The following is a 22216-nucleotide window of genomic DNA, read 5'->3' on the forward strand; positions in this document are numbered from 1 at the left end:
ATCTATGTACCAGTCAAAGTATGAGTGGAAAGTACGCCGTAGAAGTTCGGATATGCCGGACGATCTTATTGACAAGTTCAAGCTCAATCCGCTGGAGCAGACTATACTCGAAAACCGGGGGTATACGACGGAATCTGATCTCGAGAGGATCTATCGCCCGAAGACGTATGATCCTTCCCTCGTCTACGGCATGGCAGATGCAGTGGCACGCATCGAGACTGCTTTTGACGCAGATGAACGCATACTGATCTACGGGGATTTCGACGCGGATGGCATTACAAGCACAGTACTGCTTCTGAATGCGCTCAGAAGACGGACCGAAAATGTGGACTACTTCATCCCAAGCCGCATCGAGGACGGCTATGGCCCGAACCGTGCTGTATTCGAGGAGCTTGTAGTCGGCCAGTATGACCTTGTGATTACAGTTGATAATGGTGTCTCGGGCGGTAAGGAGATCGCCTTCCTGAAATCCGAAGGCATTGAAACGATCGTGGTGGACCACCATGCATTCGGTGATAATGTGCCTGACGCGACCATCATCCATCCGGATCATCCCGACGGCACATATCCATTCCGTTCGCTTGCGGGCGTCGGCATCACCTACAAGCTGGTCCAGGCACTTGGGCTTGAAGCAAAGGAGGATATCGGCTGGGTGGCCATCGGTACAGTGGCCGATCTCGTTCCCATGATCGATGAAAATAAAAAGCTTGTCATCGAAGGTTTGAAGGTTTTGAATGATTCACCGCCAACCGGCGTGCATACACTGCTCAGAAGCGCCGGTCATGATGGCCAGATGGATGAGGAGACGATCGCCTTCACACTGGCGCCACGACTGAATGCGACTGGACGGCTGGGCGAGGCGGAGATTGCAGTCGAACTCCTGCTCGAGTCGGATTCAGGTGTCGCCTATGAGCAGGCCATGGTGGTCGAGAATATGAATCTTGAACGCAAGCAGCTGGTCGAGACGATATTCGATGAGGCAAAGACGCAGGTCGAGCCCGACAGGCAGATCAATATTGTTTATCAGGACGGCTGGCACCCTGGTGTGCTCGGCATCGTCGCCTCGAAGATTGTCGAGCAGTATGGCAAGCCGGCAATTGTGCTGACGCTTGATGATGGCATCTACCGCGGATCAGCACGGTCGATCGAAGGCGTGGATCTGCATGGTGTCCTGTCCGAGCATTCGAATCACCATCACCGGTTCGGCGGACATGCACAGGCACTCGGTGTGGAAGTACTTCAGGCGGATATCGAATCCTTCACACAGGAGCTGACAGGCTATTTCGATCAGCTGCAGCTCGATCTCAGGCCGGTCAAGTATATCGACTATCAGATCAAGCAGGGAAATATGACCATGAAGGCGTTCGAACGGTTCGACCGGCTGAAGCCTTTTGGCCAGTCGTTCCAGTCACCGGTATTTCTGATCAGCAATGAAAATATCAGTACCATCAGACAGGTGGGCAAGGATAAATCCCATATCAAGCTATCGGTGGCCCAGGTCGGCATGGACGTCATCGGATTCGGTTATGGCCATCTGGTCAATGAAGTATCGCAGGGCGATGCAATCAGTCTGGTCGGCACGGTCAATGTCAACGTGTTCAACCAGAGCCGTACACTCCAGATGATGCTACAGGACGTGAGTGTCGACAGCGTCCAGCTCATCGATATGAGAAGCCGGACCGACCAGCGTTTCGACATCATTTCGTCGGATGATATTTTCGTCATTGCCGAAGGCAGGGAGAAAAAAGGGGAAAACTACTACCATTTCGGTGAAGTGCTGCCCTTTACATCGAAGACGGTCGTGCTTCGCGATCTGCCGGAGAGCGTCGACAATCTGGCGTATTCCCTGGGCGGCATACATGCATCGAAGATCATCTCCATCTTCAACCAGAAGGAGGAGCTGTTCTTTACAGGCATACCGAAAACAGAGACCATTACTGAACTCCATCGGCTGATTGAATCCGCTGATGACGGGTCGATAGACTTGGCGAAGCATGCGCCGGCACTTGCCGGCAGGCTCGGCATCAAGATGAAGTTCCTTAAAATGTCGATAGATATTATGACAGATCTAGAGATTATCCGAGTGGAAGATGGTATAATATACAAGGATCAGGGTGATAGCGCCTGGAGATTGGAAGAATCAGCATACTATCAGAACCTCAGGAACCAGCTGGAAGCTGAGAGACTCCTGAAAATGTCTTCTTCAACTGAGCTGAAAGACTACCTCAGAACATTAATTTCGAATTGATTGGTGGAATCTAAATGGATTTAAAACAATATGTATCAGAAGTGCCGGACTGGCCGAAAAAAGGTGTCAGCTTCAAGGACATTACGACAATAATGGACAACGGACCGGCATACAAGTATGCAACAGATCAGATAGTGGAATATGCGCGGGAGAAGGAGATTGACATCGTGGTCGGTCCTGAAGCACGCGGATTCATCATCGGCTGTCCGGTTGCATACAGCATGGGCATCGGTTTTGCACCGGTAAGAAAAGAAGGGAAACTGCCGAGGGAAGTCATCAAATATGAATATGACCTCGAGTACGGATCAAACACACTGACCATGCACAAGGATGCGATCGCCCCCGGCCAGCGTGTACTGATTACGGACGATCTGCTCGCGACAGGCGGTACGATCGAAGCGACGATCAAGCTCATCGAATCACTCGGCGGCATCGTAGCCGGCATCGCCTTCCTGATAGAGCTTGAATATCTCGATGGCATGAAACGTCTTGATGGATATGATACACTTTCATTGATTACGTACGAAGATTAATCTGCTGAAAAGTCTGTGCAAACAGGCTTTTTTTAGTCATTTATTTATTTGAAAGAGGTTTTATAGTATGATGATTCTAATCAGTGTAGAGGGAAAGCGGTGAGATCATGAACAAGGAGTATCCATACAGCAAAGACGATGTCATTCGCATGTGTGCGTCATATATGGGCGAATCGGAAATGGAGATGGTTCAGAAGGCATATGCTCTGGCACACGCAGCGCACGAAGGCCAGTACCGCAAAAGCGGCCAGCCGTATATACTGCACCCGGTCCAGGTTGCCGGCATTCTGGCGGAACTGAAGCTCGACTGTCCGACCATCATTGCCGGATTCCTTCATGATGTCGTCGAGGATACGGAGTATACATTCGATGACTTGAGAACCATGTTCAACGAGGAAGTTGCGGTAATTGTGGACGGAGTGACCAAGCTTGAGAAGGTCAAGTACCGTTCGAAGCAGGAAGAGCAGGCGGAGAACCACCGCAAGCTTTTCATTGCCATTGCCAAGGATATCCGTGTCATCCTGGTCAAGCTCGCCGACCGTCTGCATAATATGCGTACGCTGAAGGCGATGCCTGAAGACAAGCAGATACGGACTTCTCAGGAAACGCTTGAAATCTATGCGCCACTGGCACACCGTCTCGGTATTTCAAGCATCAAATGGGAGCTTGAGGATACTGCGCTCCGGTATATCGAGCCGCAGCAGTATTTCAAGATTGTAAGTTCCATGAAGAAGAAACGCAGCGAGCGCGAGGTGGTCATCAACCAGGCCATCGAACGCATCCAGTCGGAAATGGACCACACCGGCATCGTCGGGCAGCTGTCCGGGCGGCCGAAGCACATATACAGCATCTATAAGAAGATGACGAAGCAGCATAAGCAGTTCGATCAGATCTTCGATCTGCTCGCTGTCCGTGTGCTGGTGACGAACATCAGGGACTGCTACGCAGTCCTCGGTGTCATCCATACCATATGGAAACCGATGCCGGGACGCTTCAAGGACTATATCGCCATGCCGAAGCCGAATATGTACCAGTCGCTGCACACCACCGTCGTCGGACCGAATGGAGATCCGCTCGAAATACAGATCCGTACATTCGAGATGCATGAAATAGCAGAACATGGTGTCGCTGCCCACTGGGCATACAAGGAAGGCAAAGAGGTCAGGAAGGAGCCTTTCCTCGACAAGCGCATCCACTGGTTCCAGGACCTGATCGACCAGGAGAATTCCGCGTCCGATGCAGAAGAGTTCATGGAATCGCTGAAAAGTGATCTTCTGAGCGACAAGGTCTATGTATTCACCCCGAATGGCGATGTTGTCGAACTGCCGAAGGGTGCCGTGCCGATCGACTTCGCCTACCAGGTGCACACCGAGGTCGGCAACAAGATGATCGGTGCGAAAGTGAACGGCAAGATCGTATCGATCGACTATGAGCTTTCAACCGGTGAAATTGTGGAGATCCGTACGAGCAAGCAGTCGTACGGACCGAGCCTCGACTGGTTGAAACTGGTCAAATCCTCAGGTGCCAAACACAAGATCCGTGCCTTCTTCAAAAAGCAGGACCGTGCAAGCAATATAGAAAAAGGCCGGTTCGCAGTGGAGCATGAAATCAAGAACCGGGACTACAGGCCGGATGACGTCCTGAAGCCCCAGTACATGGAACCGGTCCTTGAACGCTACAACATCAGCCACGAGGATGATCTGTACGCCATGGTGGGGTTCGGCGGTGTCACAGCCCAGCAGGTGACGAACCGTCTGATGGAAAAGTTCAAGGTTGCAGAAGAAAAGAGCAATGTCGTAGAAGAAATCGACCGGACGCATCACTACAAGGAAGTCTCTACAGAATCCGGTGTCTACGTCCAGGGCATGGACAATATGCTGATCAACCTGTCCAAATGCTGCAACCCGCTGCCAGGTGATGATATCATCGGTTTCATCACAAAAGGGCATGGGGTGAAGGTCCATGTCACAACCTGCCCGAACATCAGGAATGAAACGGAACGCCTGATCGACGTGGAATGGGTGAAGAACAAGAACAAGGATCGCAAGTACCAGGCAGATCTCGAGATCACCGGATACGACCGGCAGGGTCTCGTCAATGAAGTGCTGAACGTCGTCGCAAGCACCAAGTTCCCGATCACCCGCGTCAATGGACAGGCGGACATCGACAAGCATGCAAAAATCAGTCTGTCGGTCATGCTGCAGAACGTATCGGATCTCTACAGAGTGGTCGACAAGATCAAACAGCTTCCTGACATATACAGCGTAGAACGCGTTTTTAAATGAGGTGTAGAAATGAAAATTGTATTGCAAAGAGTATCCAGTGCCACTGTCATGAGCAACGAATTCTTCAATGAAATCGGTCCGGGCTACTGCCTGCTGGTCGGTGTGTCGGAAGCTTCGACAGAAGAAGATGCACTGAAGCTCGCAGAGAAGATTGCAGCAAGCCGGAACTTCGAGGATGAAGATGGCAAGATCAACCTGTCCATCAAGGATGTCGAGGGTGAAATACTCAGCATATCCCAGTTCACCCTCTATGCAGATGTCAGAAAGGGAAACCGGCCGAGCTTCACACAGGCTGCCGGCAAGGATCATGCCAATAGGCTGTACCAGCTTTTCAATTCTCATCTCCAGTCTTTCGGACTGACTGTCAAAGAAGGTTTCTTCGGTGAAATGATGCAGGTCCAGATCAATAATGATGGACCAATTACGATACTTTATGAGTCCATGGATGGCAAGATCCAGTAATGGGACAGTCGGACAGACGCTCAATCGGTATAGTGCAGCACATCAGGAATTTCTTCAAGTACAAAAAGCATCTGTATATGGCGCCGCTCTGCTTCATGCTGCTTGCCGGAGGCATCATTTTGGCATCTGTTCTGCTCTTTGACCGTTTCCTGAATGAAACGCATGAGCCCATACAGGTGAATCTTGATGCGCCGGACTATGACTTCAGCGGGCAGACGATCGTCATCGATCCGGGACACGGCGGGAAAGATCCGGGCGCAACAAGCATATCCGGTGTGACGGAAGATCAGATCGTCTTCGGCATCGCTAAGACGCTCGAAGCACGACTTGCGTCAAGCGGTGCCGAAGTAATCCTGACACGTGACCGTGATACATTTGCATCACTGGACGAAAGGAAGGTCGAAGGTGACCTGTTCATCAGTCTGCATAGTGATGCAATGGACGACCCATCAATTTCAGGATTTACGACATACTATACCCACCCCGGGCAGAAGGCGTTTGCCGAGTCCATCAATGCTGCACTCGACCAGTATTCCTATTTCTATAATCGCGGTGTGGAGACGATGAACTACCAGGTGACGTGGCAGCTCGACTATCCGGCAGTACTGGTGGAGCTCGGCTATCTGAGCAATGAAGTGGATGATATGTCGCTGACCGAGACAAGATATCAGAATATGATGGCAGCGGGCATCCTTGAAGGAATTGATGATTATTTGAACTGAGTGCTTGACTTGATTGCCGATAGACCATATCATATTAAATAATCGAAAGAATGAATTCAGTGATCCGTTGAGGTGGATAGGATGGACCAAAGAGAGACCTGCCCCGGCTGCAAGCAGGTTGTAAATCCGTATCCGGAACCGACACTTCGGTAGAATCCTGTTTTGCAGGCGGCGGCAGCCGTTACGATGCGAGAGGGCCTTAATCAGGCTGAATCAGGGTGGCAACGCGATTTACTCGCCCCTTATATCCATATGGATATAAGGGGCTTTTTTATATTTCAGAAACGGAGTGGAGCAGATGATACAGATTCCAAGAGGTACACAGGACATACTGCCGAAGGACACATACAAATGGCAGTACATTGAAAATAGACTGCACAGTATTGCGCAGAACTACAACTACAAGGAGATCCGGACGCCCGTATTCGAATCGACTGAACTTTTCGTAAGAGGTGTCGGCGGTTCGACGGATATCGTCAACAAGGAGATGTATACGTTCAAGGACAAGGGCGACCGGAGCATGACATTGAAGCCGGAAGGGACGGCACCTGTCGTCAGAAGCTATATTGAAAACAAGATGCAGCATGATGTCAATCAGCCGGTCAAAGTATACTACCAGGCACCGATGTTCCGCTATGAAAGACGTCAGAAGGGCAGATACCGCCAGTTCGTCCAGTTCGGCATCGAAGCAATCGGTGTCGAGGATCCGCTGATCGATGTGGAAGTGCTGAGCATGCTGATGCATATCTATCAGTCGTTCGGACTCAGGAATCTGAAGCTTCACATCAACTCGATCGGAGATCAGCACAGCCGGGCGGCCTATAACCAGGCGCTCGTCGACCACTTCAGACCGTCCATCCACGAATTCTGCTCGGACTGCCAGGTGCGTATTGATACGAATCCGATGAGAATTCTCGACTGCAAGAAGGACAGGGACCACCCACTCGTTCAGAATGCACCGGTCATCTACGATTATCTGAATGATGAGTCGAAGGCGTATTTCGAAGAGGTGAAACAAAATCTCGATGCATTGGGTATTCCATATGAAGTCGACTACAACCTCGTCAGAGGACTCGATTACTATACACATACCGCGTTCGAGCTGATGAGTGATGCTGAAGGCTTCGGTGCCATCACGACCCTGTGCGGCGGCGGCCGCTATAATGGTCTGCTTGAACTGCTCGATGGACCATCTGAAACCGGCATCGGATTCGCACTCAGCATCGAAAGGCTGCTTCTGGCACTTGAAGCGGAAGGCATCGAGCTGCCGGAACCTGAAGGCATCGACCTGTACATCTGTACGCTCGACCAATCTGCGAGTACGGCAGCCGGCCGTCTCGTACACAAACTGCGTACAGAGGGCGTCAGCTGCGATATGGACTACAAGCACAGGAAGCTTAAGGCCCAGATGAAGGATGCAGACAGGAAGGGCGCTGCCCACACGATCGTCATCGGCGAAACAGAACTAGCATCCGGTGAAGCGGAACTGAAGAACATGGCAACAGGCGAATCGGAAAAAATCAGTCTAGAGAACATAGCAGAAATCAGGACGATAATTGAGGAGAAGTGATCATGAGGAAATATACACGAGAAATCACAGAAGCACTGACAGGAGAGACTGTCCATCTGAAAGGGTGGGTACAGAAGAGGCGTGACCTTGGTGGACTGATCTTCATTGATCTGAGAGACCGCGCGGGCATCATCCAGGTGGTTTTCAATCCGGAGGTATCCGGGTCAGCACTTGAGACAGCCGAGCGCATCCGCTCCGAGTTTGTCGTTTCGGTAACGGGCAAAGTTCTGGAACGCGACCCATCCCAGTATAATGACAACATACCGACCGGAAAAATAGAAATCATGGCTGATTCAGTGGAAGTGCTGTCGAAGGCCAAGACACCGCCTTTCCAGGTCATGGATGAAACAGTCAGTGAGGATGTCGGCCTCAAGTACCGCTACCTCGATCTCAGAAAACCGAAGCTGCAGAATATACTGAAACTGCGTCACCAGCTCAACCGCAGTGTCAGAAACTTTCTTGATAATGAGGATTTCATTGATATCGAAACACCTGTACTCTCAAAATCGACACCGGAAGGGGCGCGCGACTACCTTGTGCCTTCCCGGGTGCATGAAGGCGAATTCTATGCGCTGCCGCAGTCGCCGCAGATCTATAAGCAGCTGCTGATGCTGTCTGGCATGGAAAAGTACTATCAGATCGTCAAATGCTTCCGTGATGAGGACTTGAGGGCCGACAGGCAGCCTGAATTCACTCAGATCGACATCGAGATGTCATTTACCGATGAAGAGCAGATGCTTGCACTGAACGAACGGATGATCAGCCAGGTGATGCGGGATGTCAAAGGCATTGAGGTGACGACGCCTTTCCCGCGCATGACGTATCATGAGGCCATGGCCGAGTACGGTGTCGACAAGCCCGATACACGGTTCGAACTGAAACTGAACGATCTCAGTGCATTTGCTGAAACCATAGATTTCAAGGTATTCCGATCGGCTGTGGAGAATGGTGGCATGGTCAAGGCGATCGTTGTAAAAGGCGAAGAGAGTCGGTTCTCCCGCAAGGACATCGATAAGCTCGAAGGCTACGTCAAAACTTATGGTGCCAAAGGTCTGGCATGGCTGAAAGTGAAAGAGGATGCACTGAACGGTCCGATCGCCAAGTTCTTCAATGAGCAGAACCAGGCTGATCTTTTCGAGAAACTGTCTCTTGAAAATGGCGACCTCGTCCTGTTTGTTGCAGATTCCGAAAAGGTTGTCCATGCGTCACTCGGTAATCTCAGAAACAAGCTAGCCAGGGATCTCGATCTGATTCCACAAGACCAGTTCAACTTCCTGTGGGTGACGGACTGGCCGCTGTTTGAATACGACGAGGACGCCGGCCGCTATTTTGCAGCTCACCATCCGTTCACTTCACCAAAAACGGAAGATATCGACAAGCTCGATCAGGCACCGGAGCAGGTCCTCGCCAATGCATATGATATTGTGCTGAATGGTTATGAACTCGGCGGTGGATCCATCCGTATCCACGACGCGTCACTCCAGGAGAAGATGTTCAGGGCGCTTGGCTTCACAGATGAGGAAAGGGATGCGCAGTTCGGCTTCCTGATCGAAGCTTTCAAGTATGGTGCGCCGCCGCACGGCGGTATTGCCTACGGTCTCGACCGTTTCGTCATGCTGCTTGCAGGCACGGACAACATCCGTGATGTCATTGCCTTCCCGAAGACGGCAAGTGCCGGCGACCTGATGATGAATGCACCGTCGGAAGTATCCAGACAGCAGCTTGAGGAGCTTCATATCGACGTGAATATCGAAAAATAGAGAAAAATGCCATGGAAGTGAGGCCTTCCATGGCATTTTCTGTACTGAAAATAATAAAGTGTTTTTTGTTTCTTTTTTCAAATGGGTATGCTATTATACTTGTAACAGGAATATCTGAGAAGTGCGTGATGTGTTGAATTATATTTTGACCTAACACTTTTTTTAACGGGAGCCCGTTAGTTTTCCTACGAAAAACATGCCTGCTTGAGACAGGACGTTTGGAGTAGGGAACAGGGCACCCACCTGCAAATAGCAGGCCAAAATAATCAACAAATACACACGGCTTACGCTCGGATATTTCGAAATAAGTACCGAATTATTATAATTCGGTGCTTATTTTTTTATAGTTTTTTAAGCTTATCGTATATATCACCGAGCTGCTTCTCATATTTGGAGACATCCGATTTCTCGTAGTAGGCGGCATTTCTGAGCGGATCCGGCAAGTACTGCTGGCTGACCACGTGGTTCGGGTAGTTGTGGGGATATTTGTAGCCGATGGCATTGCCGAGCTTCTCAGCGCTCTTATAGTGGCCATCCCGAAGGTGCTTCGGTATGCTGCCTGTCTTCTTCTTCCTGATGTCGGAGAGGGCGCCATCGATGCTTTTGATGGCACTGTTCGACTTCGGCGAGAGCGAGAGCTCGATGACGGCCTGCGACAGCGGGATGCGTGCTTCCGGGAAGCCCAGCCGCTCAGCAGACACGATGGCATCGAGTGTCCTCGAAGCAAGCTGCGGATTGGCCAGTCCGATGTCCTCATAGCTGATGACGAGGAGGCGCCTTGCAATGGTGACGAGGTCCCCAGCTTCGACAAGCCTGGCCAGGTAGTGGAGGGCGGCATCGACATCACTGCCCCGGATGGATTTCTGGAAGGCGCTCATCACATCGTAGTGCTGATCGCCATCCTTGTCATACAGGAGATCCGACTTCTGCATGCATGCCTTGGCATCTTCCATCCCGATGTGGATGGTACCCACTTCATCTTCTTCAGTGCTGAGTGCAGCAAGTTCGAGTGCATTCAGGGCGCTTCTGACGTCTCCCTGGCTCGTATGAGCCAAGTATTTCAACGCCTCTTCCGTTATCTCGATCTTCATTTTTCCGAGTCCACGCTCGGCATCACCGATGGCACGCACCAATGCTTCCTCGACGTCGTCAGGATCGAGCAGCTCCAGCTCGAATATCTGGCATCTGCTTCTGATGGCTGGGTTGATGGCGTGATACGGATTCGAGGTGGTGGCCCCGATCAGTATGATGTTGCCATTCTCAAGGTGGGGGAGCAGAAAATCCTGCTTCGCCTTGTCCAGACGATGGATTTCATCAAGCAGCAGAATGACGCTGCCGCTCATCTTTCCTTCCTCAGCGACGATCTGCATATCCTTCTTCGTATTGGTGACAGCGTTCAGCACTCTGAACTTGAAATTGGTAGATCCGGCAATGGCACTCGCGATGCTCGTCTTGCCGATGCCTGGAGGGCCGTACAGAATCATCGAAGACAGCCTTTTCGCCTTGACCATCCGTCTGATGATGCTGCCGTCGCCGACAAGATGTGCCTGCCCAAGTATTTCATCTATGGATGTCGGGCGCATCCTGTAGCTTAATGGTTGAGTAGTCATATTTTCACCTGTTTCAGTCTTATGGTATATTTATTAATACTATAATATAAATAGAAATGAACTTAAACTAAGAGGTGCTTTATGAAAATTACTACACGGGGTAGATACGGACTCTATTTCATGCTGGCCCTGGCCAGAAACTATGGAGAGAAGAAAAGAAGCGTCAAATCAGTTGCGGAGGAAAGAGGGATCAGCGATCTCTATCTGGAGCAGATTGTCGCAAGTCTGAAAAAGGCCGAGCTCGTCAAAAGTACACGGGGTGCATACGGTGGATATGAACTCAATCATGCGCCGGATGCGATTACGGTCGGACAGATCTTCAGAACGCTCGAAGAGAACATCGTGGCGGTCGAAGGGGATGAAAAGGACACGGATACGGAACGCTATCTGTGGGGACGCATCCGGGATGCGCTTCGCGATGTGCTGGACCATACGACACTTTCCGATATGCTCGACCATGACGAGGATGAAGTGGACGACTATATGTTCTACATTTAAAAAGCCTTTGGAGGTCGGATGACTTCCAAAGGCTTTTTTCAGAATCTGCCCGATCGGAAAATGGAATACAGCATTCCGACGAACATGATGAGCGCGACAACCGCGCCGATTTCGATGGCAGGAAAATTGAACAGTATGGTCGACCGTTCCGACAGCGCGGAACTCATGATCAGCCCGGCCATGATGATGCTGAACGACAGCAGGACGATACTGAATGACAGCCGGTTGCCGATCCGGTCTATCCGTTTCATGAACTGCTCACTGCGCCGCAGCTGGATTTCCACAGGTACTTTCCTGTCCTTGAGACTTTTTGAGAATTCGTGGAGATTGCTGGAAGTATCCTTGACATCATCACTCAGATCGAGCCATTGATGCCATGCCTGGTCTGCGATATTCCTCGGGTTGAACCGTTCCTTCAGCAGCTGCTGTCCGAATGGTTCTGCAACATCGACGATGCTGAAGTCCGGGTCCAGCTGCCTGACAATGCTTTCCAGGGTCAGGATGGTCTTGCCGAGCATGGTGAAGTCCGTCGGCAGCTTGATGCGGTGCTTATTGGCAATACCGAAAATATCCTGGACGGCTTCTCCGAGGTTCATACGGCTGAGGGGGATATCATAGTATTTATCCCTCAGCAGTTCCGCATCTTTCTTCAATGTCTTCATATCGACTTCATCCGGGACGACGCCCATACGGGTGATTGCGCGGACGACCCCGTCCGCATCCTTGCGCATCATGGCAATCAGCAGGGAACCGAAGTTCGCTTTCATTTCCTTCGTCATCTTGCCGACCATGCCGAAATCGAGGAAACCGATGGTTTCCCCTTCCAGAATGGTGATGTTGCCGGGATGGGGGTCGCCATGGAAGAACCCTTCGATCAGTATCTGATGGAAGATGGCATGGGTCAGTCTTTCAGCTAGCCGCTCCCTCGAATACCCCTTGGCGTCCAGTGCGGCGAGATCGCTGATCAGAATGCCTTCTATGAATTCCATTACGAGGACGTTCTTTGTCGTCACATCCCAGTACACTTTCGGAATATGGACTGTGTCGTCCCCCTCGAACTGCCTGCCGATCTTTTCGACATTTCTGCCCTCAATGGTATAGTCAAGTTCCTCTGCTATGGCTCTTGAAAATTCTTCGATCATATCGATCAGCTGGTACTGCCGTGCCCACTGCATGCGGGACTCGGCAAGCAGCGCAAGCTGATGCAGGATTTCGAGGTCATTGCGGACAATCTTCTCTATATTGGGGCGCTGGACTTTGACGGCAACCGCCTCACCGGTGATGAGTGTTGCCCGGTGCACCTGTCCGATGGAAGCAGAGCCGATCGGAACCTCTTCGAAAGTTTCGAATATATCTCCGATTCTTGCGCCAAGGGCCTGCTCTATGGTCTCTTCGACTTTTTCATATGAAAAGGGCGGAACATGGTTCTGAAGCTTCGACAGCTCATTGATGATGTCTTCAGGCACAAGATCGGGACGTGTACTTGCCACCTGGCCGATCTTGACGAATGTTGGTCCCATCTCTTCAAGAAACAGCCGGATGCGTTCCCCTCTGGTCTTTTCGATGTGTTCTGCGTCCCGTCTCAGAAGCAGTCTTTTCGGCAGGGAGAGTACTTCGTCCAGCCCCAGTTCCTCGACAATGTAGCCGAAGCCGCTCTTCGAGGATGCCAGAGCGATTTCCCTGTACCGCTTCATGTGCTGCAATCGTTTTTCAAATAGCATGCTGCCCCTCCCATTTCTTTATACAGTATCCATATATACCAGTATACCCTGTGAGGCAGATCGAATCACCTAATTACTATACTTTGACTTCCTTGAAGTAGTTGCTGTAGATGGCACGCAGTGCCTTATGCGCATCTTTGATGGCGATTGCGAACATCATGCTGATCTCAGACGCACCCTGGTTGATCATACTGATATTGACGCCATTGTCACTCAAAGCGGTTGTCGTCTTGGTGGCGATGCCGACGTGCTCTTTCATGCCTTCACCTACGATGACGAGGAGTGCCAGATCATCTTCGACATACATGGAATCGGGCTCGAGCTTGTCATTGATGTCGGCCATCACTTCCTCAAGTTTCGAATTGCCTTCGAACTGCCTTGTGCGCAGAATGACGGAAAGGTTATCGATGCCGGATGGGATATGTTCATAGGACAGGCGGTGGTCTTCCAATATCTGCAGCAGTCGCCTCGTAAATCCGATTTCACGGTTCATCAGATACTTGTTCATTGTAATTGAAGTGAATCCTTCATCACAGCTGATGCCGATTACAGGCATTTCAGGTATGAACGCCCTGTCCGAGACAATCTTCGTCCCTTCGACATCAGGGTCATTCGTATTTCTGATCATGACAGGGATATGCTTTTTGAAGACCGGCTCAAGTGCTTCATCATGAAAGACGCCGAACCCTGCATATGAAAGCTCCCGCATCTCACGGTAGGTGATTTCACGGATGGCGTGCGGACGATCGATGAGCCCCGGATGTGCCGAATAGATGAAGCTGACATCGGTGAAGTTTTCATAGAGCTCGGCTTCAACACCGCGCGCAACGATTGCACCTGTAATATCCGAGCCGCCCCTCGGAAAAGTGACGATATCATCATTTTCGGAACAGCCGTAGAATCCAGGGATGACCAGAACATGGTCGGTATCCTTCAACCGGTTCAGCGTATCGTACGAGGATTCGATCAGCTGGGCGTTTGATGGCTCGTCGGTCACGAGTATGCCGGCTTCCTTCGGGGACATGTATTCAGCACGCACACCAATCTGGTTGAGGTAGGCGCTGACCAGCTGGGCATTGAAGTCCTCGCCGCACGATTTCAAGGCATCGAGCAGCCGGTCCTTGCTGGTGATTGTTTCAAGGTAGTGTACCAGTGTCCGTTCGAACTGCGTGAGCAATGACTGGTCGATTTCCAGGTCGTTGACGATGGATGCGAAACGGTCGATGATGCGGCTGAGTGCATCCTCTGTATCCAGTCCGGCCGTGTGGTTGGCATGCAGGGCTATCAGCATATCCGTCACCTTGGTATCACCACTGGATCTTTTGCCAGGTGCAGAGACGACAGCAATTCGTCGTTCTGCATCACTTCTGATGATGTCGGCTACTTTTCTGATCTGTTCTGAGCTGCATAGGGAGCTGCCGCCAAACTTGACTACTTTCATCTTCTCACACCTTCATTTCTGAAATTTAAGAACAATAATACATCATAGGTGGAAACTTGTGTACCTTTTTTTAATTTATTTCTTGAATTTTTGAAGTTTTCTCTCTAATATAAAGGCTTATACTATTAAATCTCTACAGGAGGGTGTGCACGTTATGAATTTGGCAATACTTGGGATGGGAACTGTAGGTTGCGGCATCATGGAAGTACTCTCGATGAATCGGGAGAAGATTACAGGTCTCATCGGCGAAGAGATTACAGTCAGTCATGTGTTTGTCAGCAATGTCGACAAGAAGCGGGATGCTGATCTTGGCGGGGCCATCGTGACGGATGACATCAATTCACTGCTTGATTCTGACGGCATAGATGCAGTCATAGAAGTGATGGGCGGCATGGAAACGACCCGGGATGTGCTCATACAGTTTCTTGAAAAAGGCATTCATGTCATCAGCGCCAACAAGGACATGCTGGCCAAATACATCGATGAACTGGCTCTTGTGGCCGAGGAGAATGATGCCAATCTGCTGTATGAAGCAAGCATTGCCGGTGGCATACCGATTGTAAATGCAATTGAGCATGGTCTGAATGCCAACCAGATACATAAGGTCATGGGTATTCTGAATGGTACGACGAACTATATCCTGTCCAAGATGACGAAGGATGGATGGGATTATGCGCGTGCGCTTGATGAAGCCAAGGAGAAGGGATATGCAGAAGCGGATCCAACCAACGATGTCGATGGATTTGACGCACAGCGCAAGATCGTCCTGCTGTCGCGTCTCGCCTATGGTCGCAAGGTGGACATTGACGAAGTGCCGGTAACAGGCATAAGAAATGTTGAATTGAAGGATATCAGCAATGCAGGAGATGCAGGTTTGAAAATGAAGCTGGTCGGCAAGAGCGAATTCGATGGTGAAAACGTATCGATGGAAGTGGCACCGGTGCTGCTGCCGGATGAGCATCAGTTGGCTTCAGTCGAATATGAAAAGAATGCAGTATACGTGATGGGCAATGCAGTCGGCGAGACGATGTTCTACGGCCCGGGTGCAGGCGGACCGGAAACAGCATCAGCCGTCGTCTCCGACCTGATCAACTGTGCCAGAAGCCGCGGTGCCGCACGTACAGGTACAAGACCGGAGGCGGCTGCCCATGTTAAAGCATCGGATACGGCGTACAGCTATTACATCCGTTTCAGCTCGGATGAGGCTGCCATCAGTAATCATCTCGCAGGCATGAATATCGAGTACAGGCTGGTCGACGCAGCAGATGACACGACAGTGATCACAGGTCCAATCGGGCAGGAGCAGCTGAAAAAGCTGGAAAGTGATACACAGCATGGCATCCGCGCACTATATCAGGTGGAAGGGAATTGATAGCATGGTAAACTGGCAAGGTTTAATTAATGAATATACTGAACTGCTTCCCGTAAATGAAAATACACCGAGGCTGACACTGCATGAAGGCGATACGCCGCTGATCCGTCTGGATACACTGAGCGAGAAGTTCGAAGCGGAACTGTATGCCAAAGTCGAAGGCGTCAATCCCACCGGCTCCTTCAAGGACCGGGGCATGGTCATGGCAGTCGCCAAAGCGAAGGAGGCAGGTGCCCACACGGTCATCTGCGCCTCTACCGGCAACACTTCAGCATCCGCTGCCGCCTATGCCTCCCGTGCCGGGCTCAATACAATCGTCGTCATTCCGGAAGGCAAGATTGCGCTCGGCAAACTTGCCCAGGCGATGATGTATGGGGCGAAGATCGTCTCCATCGAAGGCAACTTTGATGAAGCACTTAAAATTGTACGTGGCATTGCCGAGAAGCGGGAGGACATCACGCTTGTCAATTCAGTCAATCCATACAGGCTTGAAGGCCAGAAGACCGCCGCCTTCGAAGTGGTCGATGCGCTCGGCAAGGCGCCGGACTACTTGACGATTCCGGTCGGTAATGCAGGAAATATTTCCGCATACTGGAAAGGGTTCAAGGAATATGATGAACTGCATTCATGCGGTCTGCCCAAAATCTTCGGCTTTCAGGCTGAAGGGTCCGCAGCCATCGTCAGGGACGAGATCATTCCACAGCCGGAAACGATTGCGACAGCCATCAGGATCGGCAATCCGGCAAGCTGGGCACTGGCAGTTGCTGCCCGTGATGAGTCCAAAGGTGTCATCGAAGCGGTGACGGATGATGAAATCCTTGAAGCCTATGAACTGCTTGCTGGTACGGAAGGCATTTTCGCAGAACCCGGTTCCAACGCAAGTGTCGCCGGCATGCTCCGTTCCTTGAAGTCAGGCAGGATTGAAAAAGGATCCACGGTCGTCACTGTACTGACAGGCAATGGACTGAAGGACCCTGAAACTGCGATCAACCAGATTACCCAGAAACCGAAGGTGTTGCCAAATGATGAAAAACAGATCATCGAATACATTGAAGCCATCTCACATGATGCCAGTCCATCAGTTTAAAGTACCTGCAACCAGCGCAAATCTGGGTCCAGGCTTTGATTCGATGGGACTGGCCCTCGGCAAGTTCCTTCATATTGAAGCTGCAGAGAGCAGCCGATGGGAAGTCGTTTTCGAAAATGAATTCCTCGAAGTCCTGCCACGGGATGAGAAGAACCTGGTGATCAGGACAGCCATCTGGACTGCAGAGAAGTACGGCAAAAAGATGCCTGAACTGAAAATCATGATGGGCAGTGAAATTCCGCTGACGCACGGTCTCGGCAGTTCAGCTTCGGCCATCATTGCAGGCATTGAACTGGCCGACCGTTTCTGCGATCTTGCATTGAGTGACTTCGACAAGGTGCTGTGCGGCAGTGAACTGGAGGGGCATCCCGATAATGTCGGGCCGGCCATTACCGGCGGACTGTTCGTCGGCTACTATGGTTCAGGAAAACTCTATTACCATACACTGGACTTTTCCGGTCTATCCGCCATCATCAGTGTGCCGCCGTATGAAATCGATACGAACGAAGCAAGAGCCGCACTGCCCGGCACCTACAGAAAAGCGGACGCCGTGGATCAGAACGCCATCAACAACGTCATGCTGCTGTCGATTGTAAACAAGGACTATCCATCCATGGGCGAACTGATGATGCGTGACCTCTTTCATGAGCCATACCGCAGACCGCTTATTCGGGAATACGATGAAGTGCGACAAATCGCTCTGGACCAAGGTGCCTACGCCACCGTCATCAGTGGTGCAGGCCCGAGTCTTCTGACGCTGTGTGACGTGGCGGATGCAGGCAAGATTCTGAACGCACTCGGCAAGGCGCCAGGATGCGTTCATGAAAAAGTGGATATCTACAGCAGGGAATAGAAGAAGCCCCCGGTCGAGAGAATGATCTCGACCGGGGGCTTCAGTGCTACTCGCCGTTATACTTCCTGACGACCGCTTCAAAGATATCATAGGAGCGCTTCTGCGCATCCGTATCATATATATAGCTGACCGCCATGATTTCATCCACGCCGTACTGGTTCTGGAACAGTCTGAGCTTTTCAAGCACCGTATCTTCCGATCCCATCAGTGCTACAGGGAATCGGCTCTCGACAATCTGCTTTTCCTGTGGACTCCACAGGCCGGACATGTCATCGACCGGCGGCTGAAGTTTATTCCTGCCGCCGCGTACGACGTTCAGTACGAACTGGGACATGGTCGTGGACAGATATTTTGCTGCCTCATCCGTGTCTGCACAGATGACATTCAGACATGCAATCCTATACGGGGCATCGAGCTGATCGGACGGCTCGAATTCCCGTTCATATATCTTGAAGGCTTCATCCATCTGACCCGGCGCAAAGTGTGCCGCGAATGCATACGGTAGGCCGAGACGGGCGGCAAGGTGGGCCGAATCAGTCGACGAGCCGAGTATATATAATGGAATGTTTGTCCCGCTGCCAGGGTATGCGGTAACCTTTGTCGGTTCATCGGACAGATATTGTCTGATCTCCTCGACTTCAGAACCGAAAGTATATACGCCGTCATGGTTGTTGCGCCTTATGGCACCTGCTGTCAGCATATCAGTTCCCGGCGCACGGCCGAGCCCGATGTCGAGCCTGTCGCCGAAAATGGCATGACGCCGCCACTGCCGACACGTATATTTTCGGTATGGTGGAGTATGTGCTGGATCAGCTGGCGTGTCGCAGAGGAGGCGATCGAAGTGGTGTTGTGGTGCTCTGCCACCCAGTATCTTGCATAGTCGGACTGATCCACGTGCTGTGCAAGTGAGACCATATCTTCAAATGCTTCCCTTGCCCCTTTTCCTTCCCGTACAGGCACAAGGTTCAGAATGGATGGTGTCAGTTTCTTTGGCATTGATAATTCCTCCTATCATGCAACAATTATCGGCCATACGAATTATTTTGTCTAATAAACGGTTCGGAAAGTATAAAAATTTCATGCGGCATGTTAAAATGCTATATTGTATTAATAAAGCTATTTCGGAGGCAGGGTGATAAAAGTGGCAATATATGCAGATTATGCGGCAACAACGCCGGTGGATAAGGAGATTCTAAAAATGGTGATCGATGGGGCGGATGCGTTCGGCAACCCTTCGAGCATCCATAAGGCGGGCAAGCTCGCCAAGGCCAATCTTGAAAAGTCACGACGGGACGTCGCGTCACTGCTCAACGCATCCCCCGCTGAAATCATTTTTACAAGCGGTGCCACCGAGGCGAACAACATGGCGATACGGGGTGTTGTTAAACGTCATCATCGGCCACACATCATTACGACCGAAATCGAACACGCCTCTGTGCTCAATACATTCAAATCACTGACGGCGGATGCCGATGTGACGTATCTGCCAGCGGGCGAAAATGGTGTCGTCGATACCACAGCGCTGAGAAGCGCACTCAGGGAGGATACGGCGCTCGTGTCGATTATGCTGGTCAACAACGAAACGGGTGTCATGCAGCCGATCTATGAAATCAGGGAAATCCTGGCGGGATATGATGCGTTGCTCCATATCGATGCAGTACAGGCATTCGGCCACATGGCTGTCGATGTCAAGGACCTTGGTGCAGACCTTTTGTCGCTCAGTGCGCATAAGATCTACGGTCCGAAGGGGATCGGACTGCTGTACAAGTCGAAGGATGTCAGGCTTGACCCGATGATCACCGGCGGCTCACAGGAACGTGACGCAAGAGGGGGGACTGAGAATGGGCTGTGGATCCAGGCGATGGCTGAAGCCATGAAGCGTGCATCGGACGAATCCACGAGAAGAAGCCTCAAGGAAATGCAGCTGAAGGAACGCTTTTTGAACACGCTGACTGTGGCGGAAGTGCCATTTGAAGTGAACGGCGACGTCAACCAGTCGGCGAGCCATATCATCAATCTTTATTTTCCTTGGTCGCAGGCGGAGTTTCTGCTGACAGCGCTCGACATGGCGGACATCTACCTGTCTGCAGGCTCCGCCTGCCATGCAGGGACGCTCGAACCCTCGCATGTTCTGGAATCGATGTATGGCAAGGCGGAAAGAAGTACAAAATCCATCCGTTTCAGCTTTTCATATCTGATGACGGATGAGGATATCGAACACATTGTGGAAGCACTGAAAGATATATATGAAAGACTGATGAAGTAATTGGAAAGGAATGATCTGATGGATAAATCAAATATCACTGTTGTCGTCGGCATGAGCGGTGGGGTGGACAGCTCGGTCACAGCCAAGCTGCTCAAGGACCAGGGCTACAACACCATTGGAATTTTTATGAAGAACTGGGATGATACCGATGAGTTCGGTGTCTGTACCGCAACGAATGACTATGAGGATGTCAGGCTGGTCGCCGAAGAGATCGGCATCCCTTACTACTCTGTAAACTTCGAGAAGGAGTACTACGACCGCGTGTTCCAGTACTTCCTCGATGAATACAAGAAGGGCCGCACACCGAACCCGGACGTCATGTGCAACAAGGAGATCAAATTCAAGGCATTTCTGGATCACGCCATGAAACTCGGAGCCGACTACGTGGCAACGGGCCACTATGCGCGCGTCATCCATGATGAAAATGGCACAAGCATGCTCAGAGGCGTCGACCGCAATAAGGATCAGACGTACTTTTTGAACCAGCTGTCACAGGAGCAGCTGTCGCGCGTCATGTTCCCGCTCGGACACATGGATAAGACGGAAGTCAGGAAGCTTGCGCATGAGTACGATCTTGCGACGAAGGACAAGAAGGATTCCACCGGCATCTGCTTTATCGGCGAGCGTGATTTCAAGGAATTCCTGAGCGGCTATCTGCCTGCGAACCCGGGACGCATGATCAACATGGATACTGGAGAGGATAAGGGACAGCATGACGGTCTGATGTACTACACGATCGGCCAGCGCCAGGGGCTCGGCATCGGCGGAGACGGCGGTCCTTATTTTGTTGCCGGCAAGAACCTCGAAACGAATGAGCTATATGTCGTATCCGGCTACCATAACGAAGCACTCTACTCATCAAGCCTTGAAGCATCCGACATCAACTTCATCACTGAAGTGCCGGACCACTTCGAGTGCACGGCAAAGTTCAGATACCGCCAGGACGATGAGCCGGTCACTGTAACGAAACTGGGCGACGGTAGACTGCATGTTGAATTCAAGGATGCTGCCCGGGCAATAACACCGGGTCAGGCTGTTGTCTTCTACGATGAAGAAGTATGTCTTGGCGGTGCGACGATCGACCGTGTCTTCAAAGAAGCAAAAGAGCTGGAGTATCTCGGATAATGGCGATCGGATACGAACAGCTGATCAAGGAAGGCAGAATTGAAGAAGCGCTGAAGGAAATATTCCGGGAGATCGAGGAACACCCGGAGCAGGAGGCCCACCACATCAATGCAGGCAACCTGCTGCATCAGGCCGGCCGGGATGAGGAGGCGGAACGCTTCCTGCAGAAGGCGATTACGCTCAACCCGGGCAGTACGAGTGCGTACTATGCACTCGCCAACGTCTATTATGATAATGAGCGGTTCCAGGAAGCAGTCAGGCTCTATCTACTGGCATACAGCCGCAACCCGGGAGACGCCGACCTCAACTTCATGCTTGCGATGTCGCATGTGCACCTCGGAGAAGCTGAACGGGCACTGCAGTTCTTTGAAGCGGCACACAAGGCGAAACCGGAAGACATGGAGATTACCTTCCAGTATGGGCTTCTATGCTGCCAGATAAGGCTGTATGACCCGGCTGAAAAGCTGCTCGGTGAAGTCATCGACAAGAGTGAAAACGCGGATGCCGAATACAATATGGGACTTCTGACAGTGATGAAGCATGATGATAAGGAACAGGCCCTCAAGCATTTCCGCAAGGCCGTGGAGATTCAAGCCGACCATCATCTGGCACATCACGCCATCAGCAAGTTCGAAACGGAAGAATAAGCGCACCAGGGACGGT

17 protein-coding genes, 1 other RNA gene and 1 pseudogene are annotated in these 22216 nt (G+C 51.2%); 15 read left to right on the forward strand and 4 right to left on the reverse strand.

The annotated features are described in order from the left end of the window. Nucleotides 1-4: 4 nt before the first annotated feature. The 8 genes from recJ to ssrS all read left to right on the forward strand — a co-directional run bounded on the left by recJ (nucleotide 5) and on the right by ssrS (nucleotide 9881). Nucleotides 5-2248 (forward strand): single-stranded-DNA-specific exonuclease RecJ, encoded by a 2244-nt coding sequence (gene recJ, locus FO441_RS03310; RefSeq protein ID WP_145285743.1) that lies wholly within the window; start codon nucleotides 5-7, stop codon nucleotides 2246-2248. Between the two features lie 14 nt (nucleotides 2249-2262). Next, entirely contained in the window at nucleotides 2263-2781 is a 519-nt protein-coding gene (locus tag FO441_RS03315; RefSeq protein WP_145285746.1) for an adenine phosphoribosyltransferase, read from the forward strand. A gap of 107 nt (nucleotides 2782-2888) precedes the next feature. Continuing rightward, nucleotides 2889-5066 carry a RelA/SpoT family protein gene (locus tag FO441_RS03320; protein ID WP_145285749.1) on the forward strand — a complete coding sequence of 726 codons (2178 nt, stop codon included), beginning with the start codon at nucleotides 2889-2891 and terminating at the stop codon, nucleotides 5064-5066. A 9-nt stretch (nucleotides 5067-5075) separates the two neighbouring features. Continuing rightward, a complete protein-coding gene (gene dtd, locus FO441_RS03325) occupies nucleotides 5076-5528 on the forward strand; it encodes a D-aminoacyl-tRNA deacylase (RefSeq protein WP_145285752.1) in 453 nt (150 codons plus the stop codon). Next, nucleotides 5528-6250 carry an N-acetylmuramoyl-L-alanine amidase family protein gene (locus FO441_RS03330; protein WP_145285755.1) on the forward strand — a complete coding sequence of 241 codons (723 nt, stop codon included), beginning with the start codon at nucleotides 5528-5530 and terminating at the stop codon, nucleotides 6248-6250. Before dtd ends, FO441_RS03330 begins: the two co-directional genes overlap by 1 nt. Before the next feature lie 298 nt (nucleotides 6251-6548). Then, nucleotides 6549-7820, forward strand: a complete 1272-nt coding sequence (gene hisS / locus FO441_RS03335; RefSeq protein WP_145285758.1) for a histidine--tRNA ligase — start codon at nucleotides 6549-6551, stop codon at nucleotides 7818-7820. A gap of 2 nt (nucleotides 7821-7822) precedes the next feature. Next, nucleotides 7823-9580 carry an aspartate--tRNA ligase gene (aspS, locus tag FO441_RS03340; RefSeq protein WP_145285761.1) on the forward strand — a complete coding sequence of 586 codons (1758 nt, stop codon included), beginning with the start codon at nucleotides 7823-7825 and terminating at the stop codon, nucleotides 9578-9580. 108 nt (nucleotides 9581-9688) lie between these two features. Next, a non-coding RNA gene (gene ssrS, locus FO441_RS03345) (6S RNA) lies at nucleotides 9689-9881 on the forward strand. A 40-nt stretch (nucleotides 9882-9921) separates the two neighbouring features. Here the strand turns inward: ssrS and FO441_RS03350 are convergent. Next, nucleotides 9922-11190, reverse strand: coding sequence for a replication-associated recombination protein A (locus FO441_RS03350; RefSeq protein ID WP_145285763.1), 1269 nt, complete (start codon nucleotides 11188-11190; stop codon nucleotides 9922-9924). A gap of 81 nt (nucleotides 11191-11271) precedes the next feature. Between FO441_RS03350 and FO441_RS03355 the strand changes: the two genes are divergently transcribed. After that, the gene (locus FO441_RS03355) at nucleotides 11272-11688 is read left to right on the forward strand and encodes an RrF2 family transcriptional regulator (RefSeq protein ID WP_145285766.1); all 417 of its coding nucleotides are present in this window, start codon (nucleotides 11272-11274) and stop codon (nucleotides 11686-11688) included. Nucleotides 11689-11726: 38 nt separating this feature from the next. Here FO441_RS03355 and FO441_RS03360 read toward each other — a convergent pair whose 3' ends face one another. Both FO441_RS03360 and FO441_RS03365 read right to left on the reverse strand, forming a co-directional pair. Continuing rightward, the gene (locus tag FO441_RS03360; protein ID WP_145285769.1) at nucleotides 11727-13409 is read right to left on the reverse strand and encodes an ABC1 kinase family protein; all 1683 of its coding nucleotides are present in this window, start codon (nucleotides 13407-13409) and stop codon (nucleotides 11727-11729) included. A 76-nt stretch (nucleotides 13410-13485) separates the two neighbouring features. Beyond that, complete coding sequence (locus FO441_RS03365; protein WP_145285772.1) at nucleotides 13486-14850, reverse strand: aspartate kinase; 1365 nt, start codon at nucleotides 14848-14850, stop codon at nucleotides 13486-13488. 154 nt (nucleotides 14851-15004) lie between these two features. Here FO441_RS03365 and FO441_RS03370 point away from each other — a divergent pair, with 154 nt between their 5' ends. The 3 genes from FO441_RS03370 to thrB are packed head-to-tail and all read left to right on the forward strand — an operon-like array spanning nucleotide 15005 to nucleotide 18162. Further along, on the forward strand, nucleotides 15005-16222 hold the full coding sequence (locus FO441_RS03370; RefSeq protein ID WP_145285774.1) for a homoserine dehydrogenase: 1218 nt from the start codon (nucleotides 15005-15007) through the stop codon (nucleotides 16220-16222). Nucleotides 16223-16226: 4 nt separating this feature from the next. After that, on the forward strand, nucleotides 16227-17309 hold the full coding sequence (gene thrC, locus FO441_RS03375) for a threonine synthase (RefSeq protein WP_145285777.1): 1083 nt from the start codon (nucleotides 16227-16229) through the stop codon (nucleotides 17307-17309). Further along, a complete protein-coding gene (thrB, locus tag FO441_RS03380) occupies nucleotides 17248-18162 on the forward strand; it encodes a homoserine kinase (RefSeq protein WP_246094991.1) in 915 nt (304 codons plus the stop codon). Before thrC ends, thrB begins: the two co-directional genes overlap by 62 nt. Nucleotides 18163-18208: 46 nt before the next feature. Here the strand turns inward: thrB and FO441_RS03385 are convergent. After that, a pseudogene (locus tag FO441_RS03385) lies at nucleotides 18209-19158 on the reverse strand (LLM class flavin-dependent oxidoreductase). A 145-nt stretch (nucleotides 19159-19303) separates the two neighbouring features. On the opposite strand from FO441_RS03385, the gene FO441_RS03390 reads away from it, so the two are divergent. Genes FO441_RS03390 through FO441_RS03400 form a run of 3 tightly spaced genes read left to right on the forward strand, consistent with a single transcriptional unit; the run spans nucleotide 19304 to nucleotide 22200 of the window. After that, complete coding sequence (locus FO441_RS03390) at nucleotides 19304-20428, forward strand: cysteine desulfurase family protein (RefSeq protein WP_145285783.1); 1125 nt, start codon at nucleotides 19304-19306, stop codon at nucleotides 20426-20428. Between the two features lie 18 nt (nucleotides 20429-20446). Then, complete coding sequence (gene mnmA, locus FO441_RS03395; protein WP_145285786.1) at nucleotides 20447-21553, forward strand: tRNA 2-thiouridine(34) synthase MnmA; 1107 nt, start codon at nucleotides 20447-20449, stop codon at nucleotides 21551-21553. After that, nucleotides 21553-22200 carry a tetratricopeptide repeat protein gene (locus FO441_RS03400; protein WP_145285789.1) on the forward strand — a complete coding sequence of 216 codons (648 nt, stop codon included), beginning with the start codon at nucleotides 21553-21555 and terminating at the stop codon, nucleotides 22198-22200. Before mnmA ends, FO441_RS03400 begins: the two co-directional genes overlap by 1 nt. Nucleotides 22201-22216: the final 16 nt, after the last annotated feature.

It is taken from the genome of Salinicoccus cyprini, from assembly GCF_007713705.1.
GTDB classification, from domain to species: Bacteria; Bacillota; Bacilli; order Staphylococcales; family Salinicoccaceae; genus Salinicoccus; species Salinicoccus cyprini.

Bases quoted from the DNA above. Each gene is read 5' to 3' on its own strand.
- aspS (WP_145285761.1), top strand. From the start codon at position 7,823: ATGAGGAAATATACACGAGAAATCACAGAAGCACTGACAGGAGAGACT.
- thrB (WP_246094991.1), top strand. From the start codon at position 17,248: ATGAAAAACAGATCATCGAATACATTGAAGCCATCTCACATGATGCCA.
- mnmA (WP_145285786.1), top strand. From the start codon at position 20,447: ATGGATAAATCAAATATCACTGTTGTCGTCGGCATGAGCGGTGGGGTG.
- FO441_RS03370 (WP_145285774.1), top strand. From the start codon at position 15,005: ATGAATTTGGCAATACTTGGGATGGGAACTGTAGGTTGCGGCATCATG.
- FO441_RS03400 (WP_145285789.1), top strand. From the start codon at position 21,553: ATGGCGATCGGATACGAACAGCTGATCAAGGAAGGCAGAATTGAAGAA.
- FO441_RS03365 (WP_145285772.1), bottom strand. From the start codon at position 14,850: ATGAAAGTAGTCAAGTTTGGCGGCAGCTCCCTATGCAGCTCAGAACAG.
- FO441_RS03320 (WP_145285749.1), top strand. From the start codon at position 2,889: ATGAACAAGGAGTATCCATACAGCAAAGACGATGTCATTCGCATGTGT.
- FO441_RS03350 (WP_145285763.1), bottom strand. From the start codon at position 11,190: ATGACTACTCAACCATTAAGCTACAGGATGCGCCCGACATCCATAGAT.
- FO441_RS03360 (WP_145285769.1), bottom strand. From the start codon at position 13,409: ATGCTATTTGAAAAACGATTGCAGCACATGAAGCGGTACAGGGAAATC.
- recJ (WP_145285743.1), top strand. From the start codon at position 5: ATGTACCAGTCAAAGTATGAGTGGAAAGTACGCCGTAGAAGTTCGGAT.
- dtd (WP_145285752.1), top strand. From the start codon at position 5,076: ATGAAAATTGTATTGCAAAGAGTATCCAGTGCCACTGTCATGAGCAAC.
- thrC (WP_145285777.1), top strand. From the start codon at position 16,227: ATGGTAAACTGGCAAGGTTTAATTAATGAATATACTGAACTGCTTCCC.
- FO441_RS03330 (WP_145285755.1), top strand. From the start codon at position 5,528: ATGGGACAGTCGGACAGACGCTCAATCGGTATAGTGCAGCACATCAGG.
- FO441_RS03355 (WP_145285766.1), top strand. From the start codon at position 11,272: ATGAAAATTACTACACGGGGTAGATACGGACTCTATTTCATGCTGGCC.
- FO441_RS03315 (WP_145285746.1), top strand. From the start codon at position 2,263: ATGGATTTAAAACAATATGTATCAGAAGTGCCGGACTGGCCGAAAAAA.
- hisS (WP_145285758.1), top strand. From the start codon at position 6,549: ATGATACAGATTCCAAGAGGTACACAGGACATACTGCCGAAGGACACA.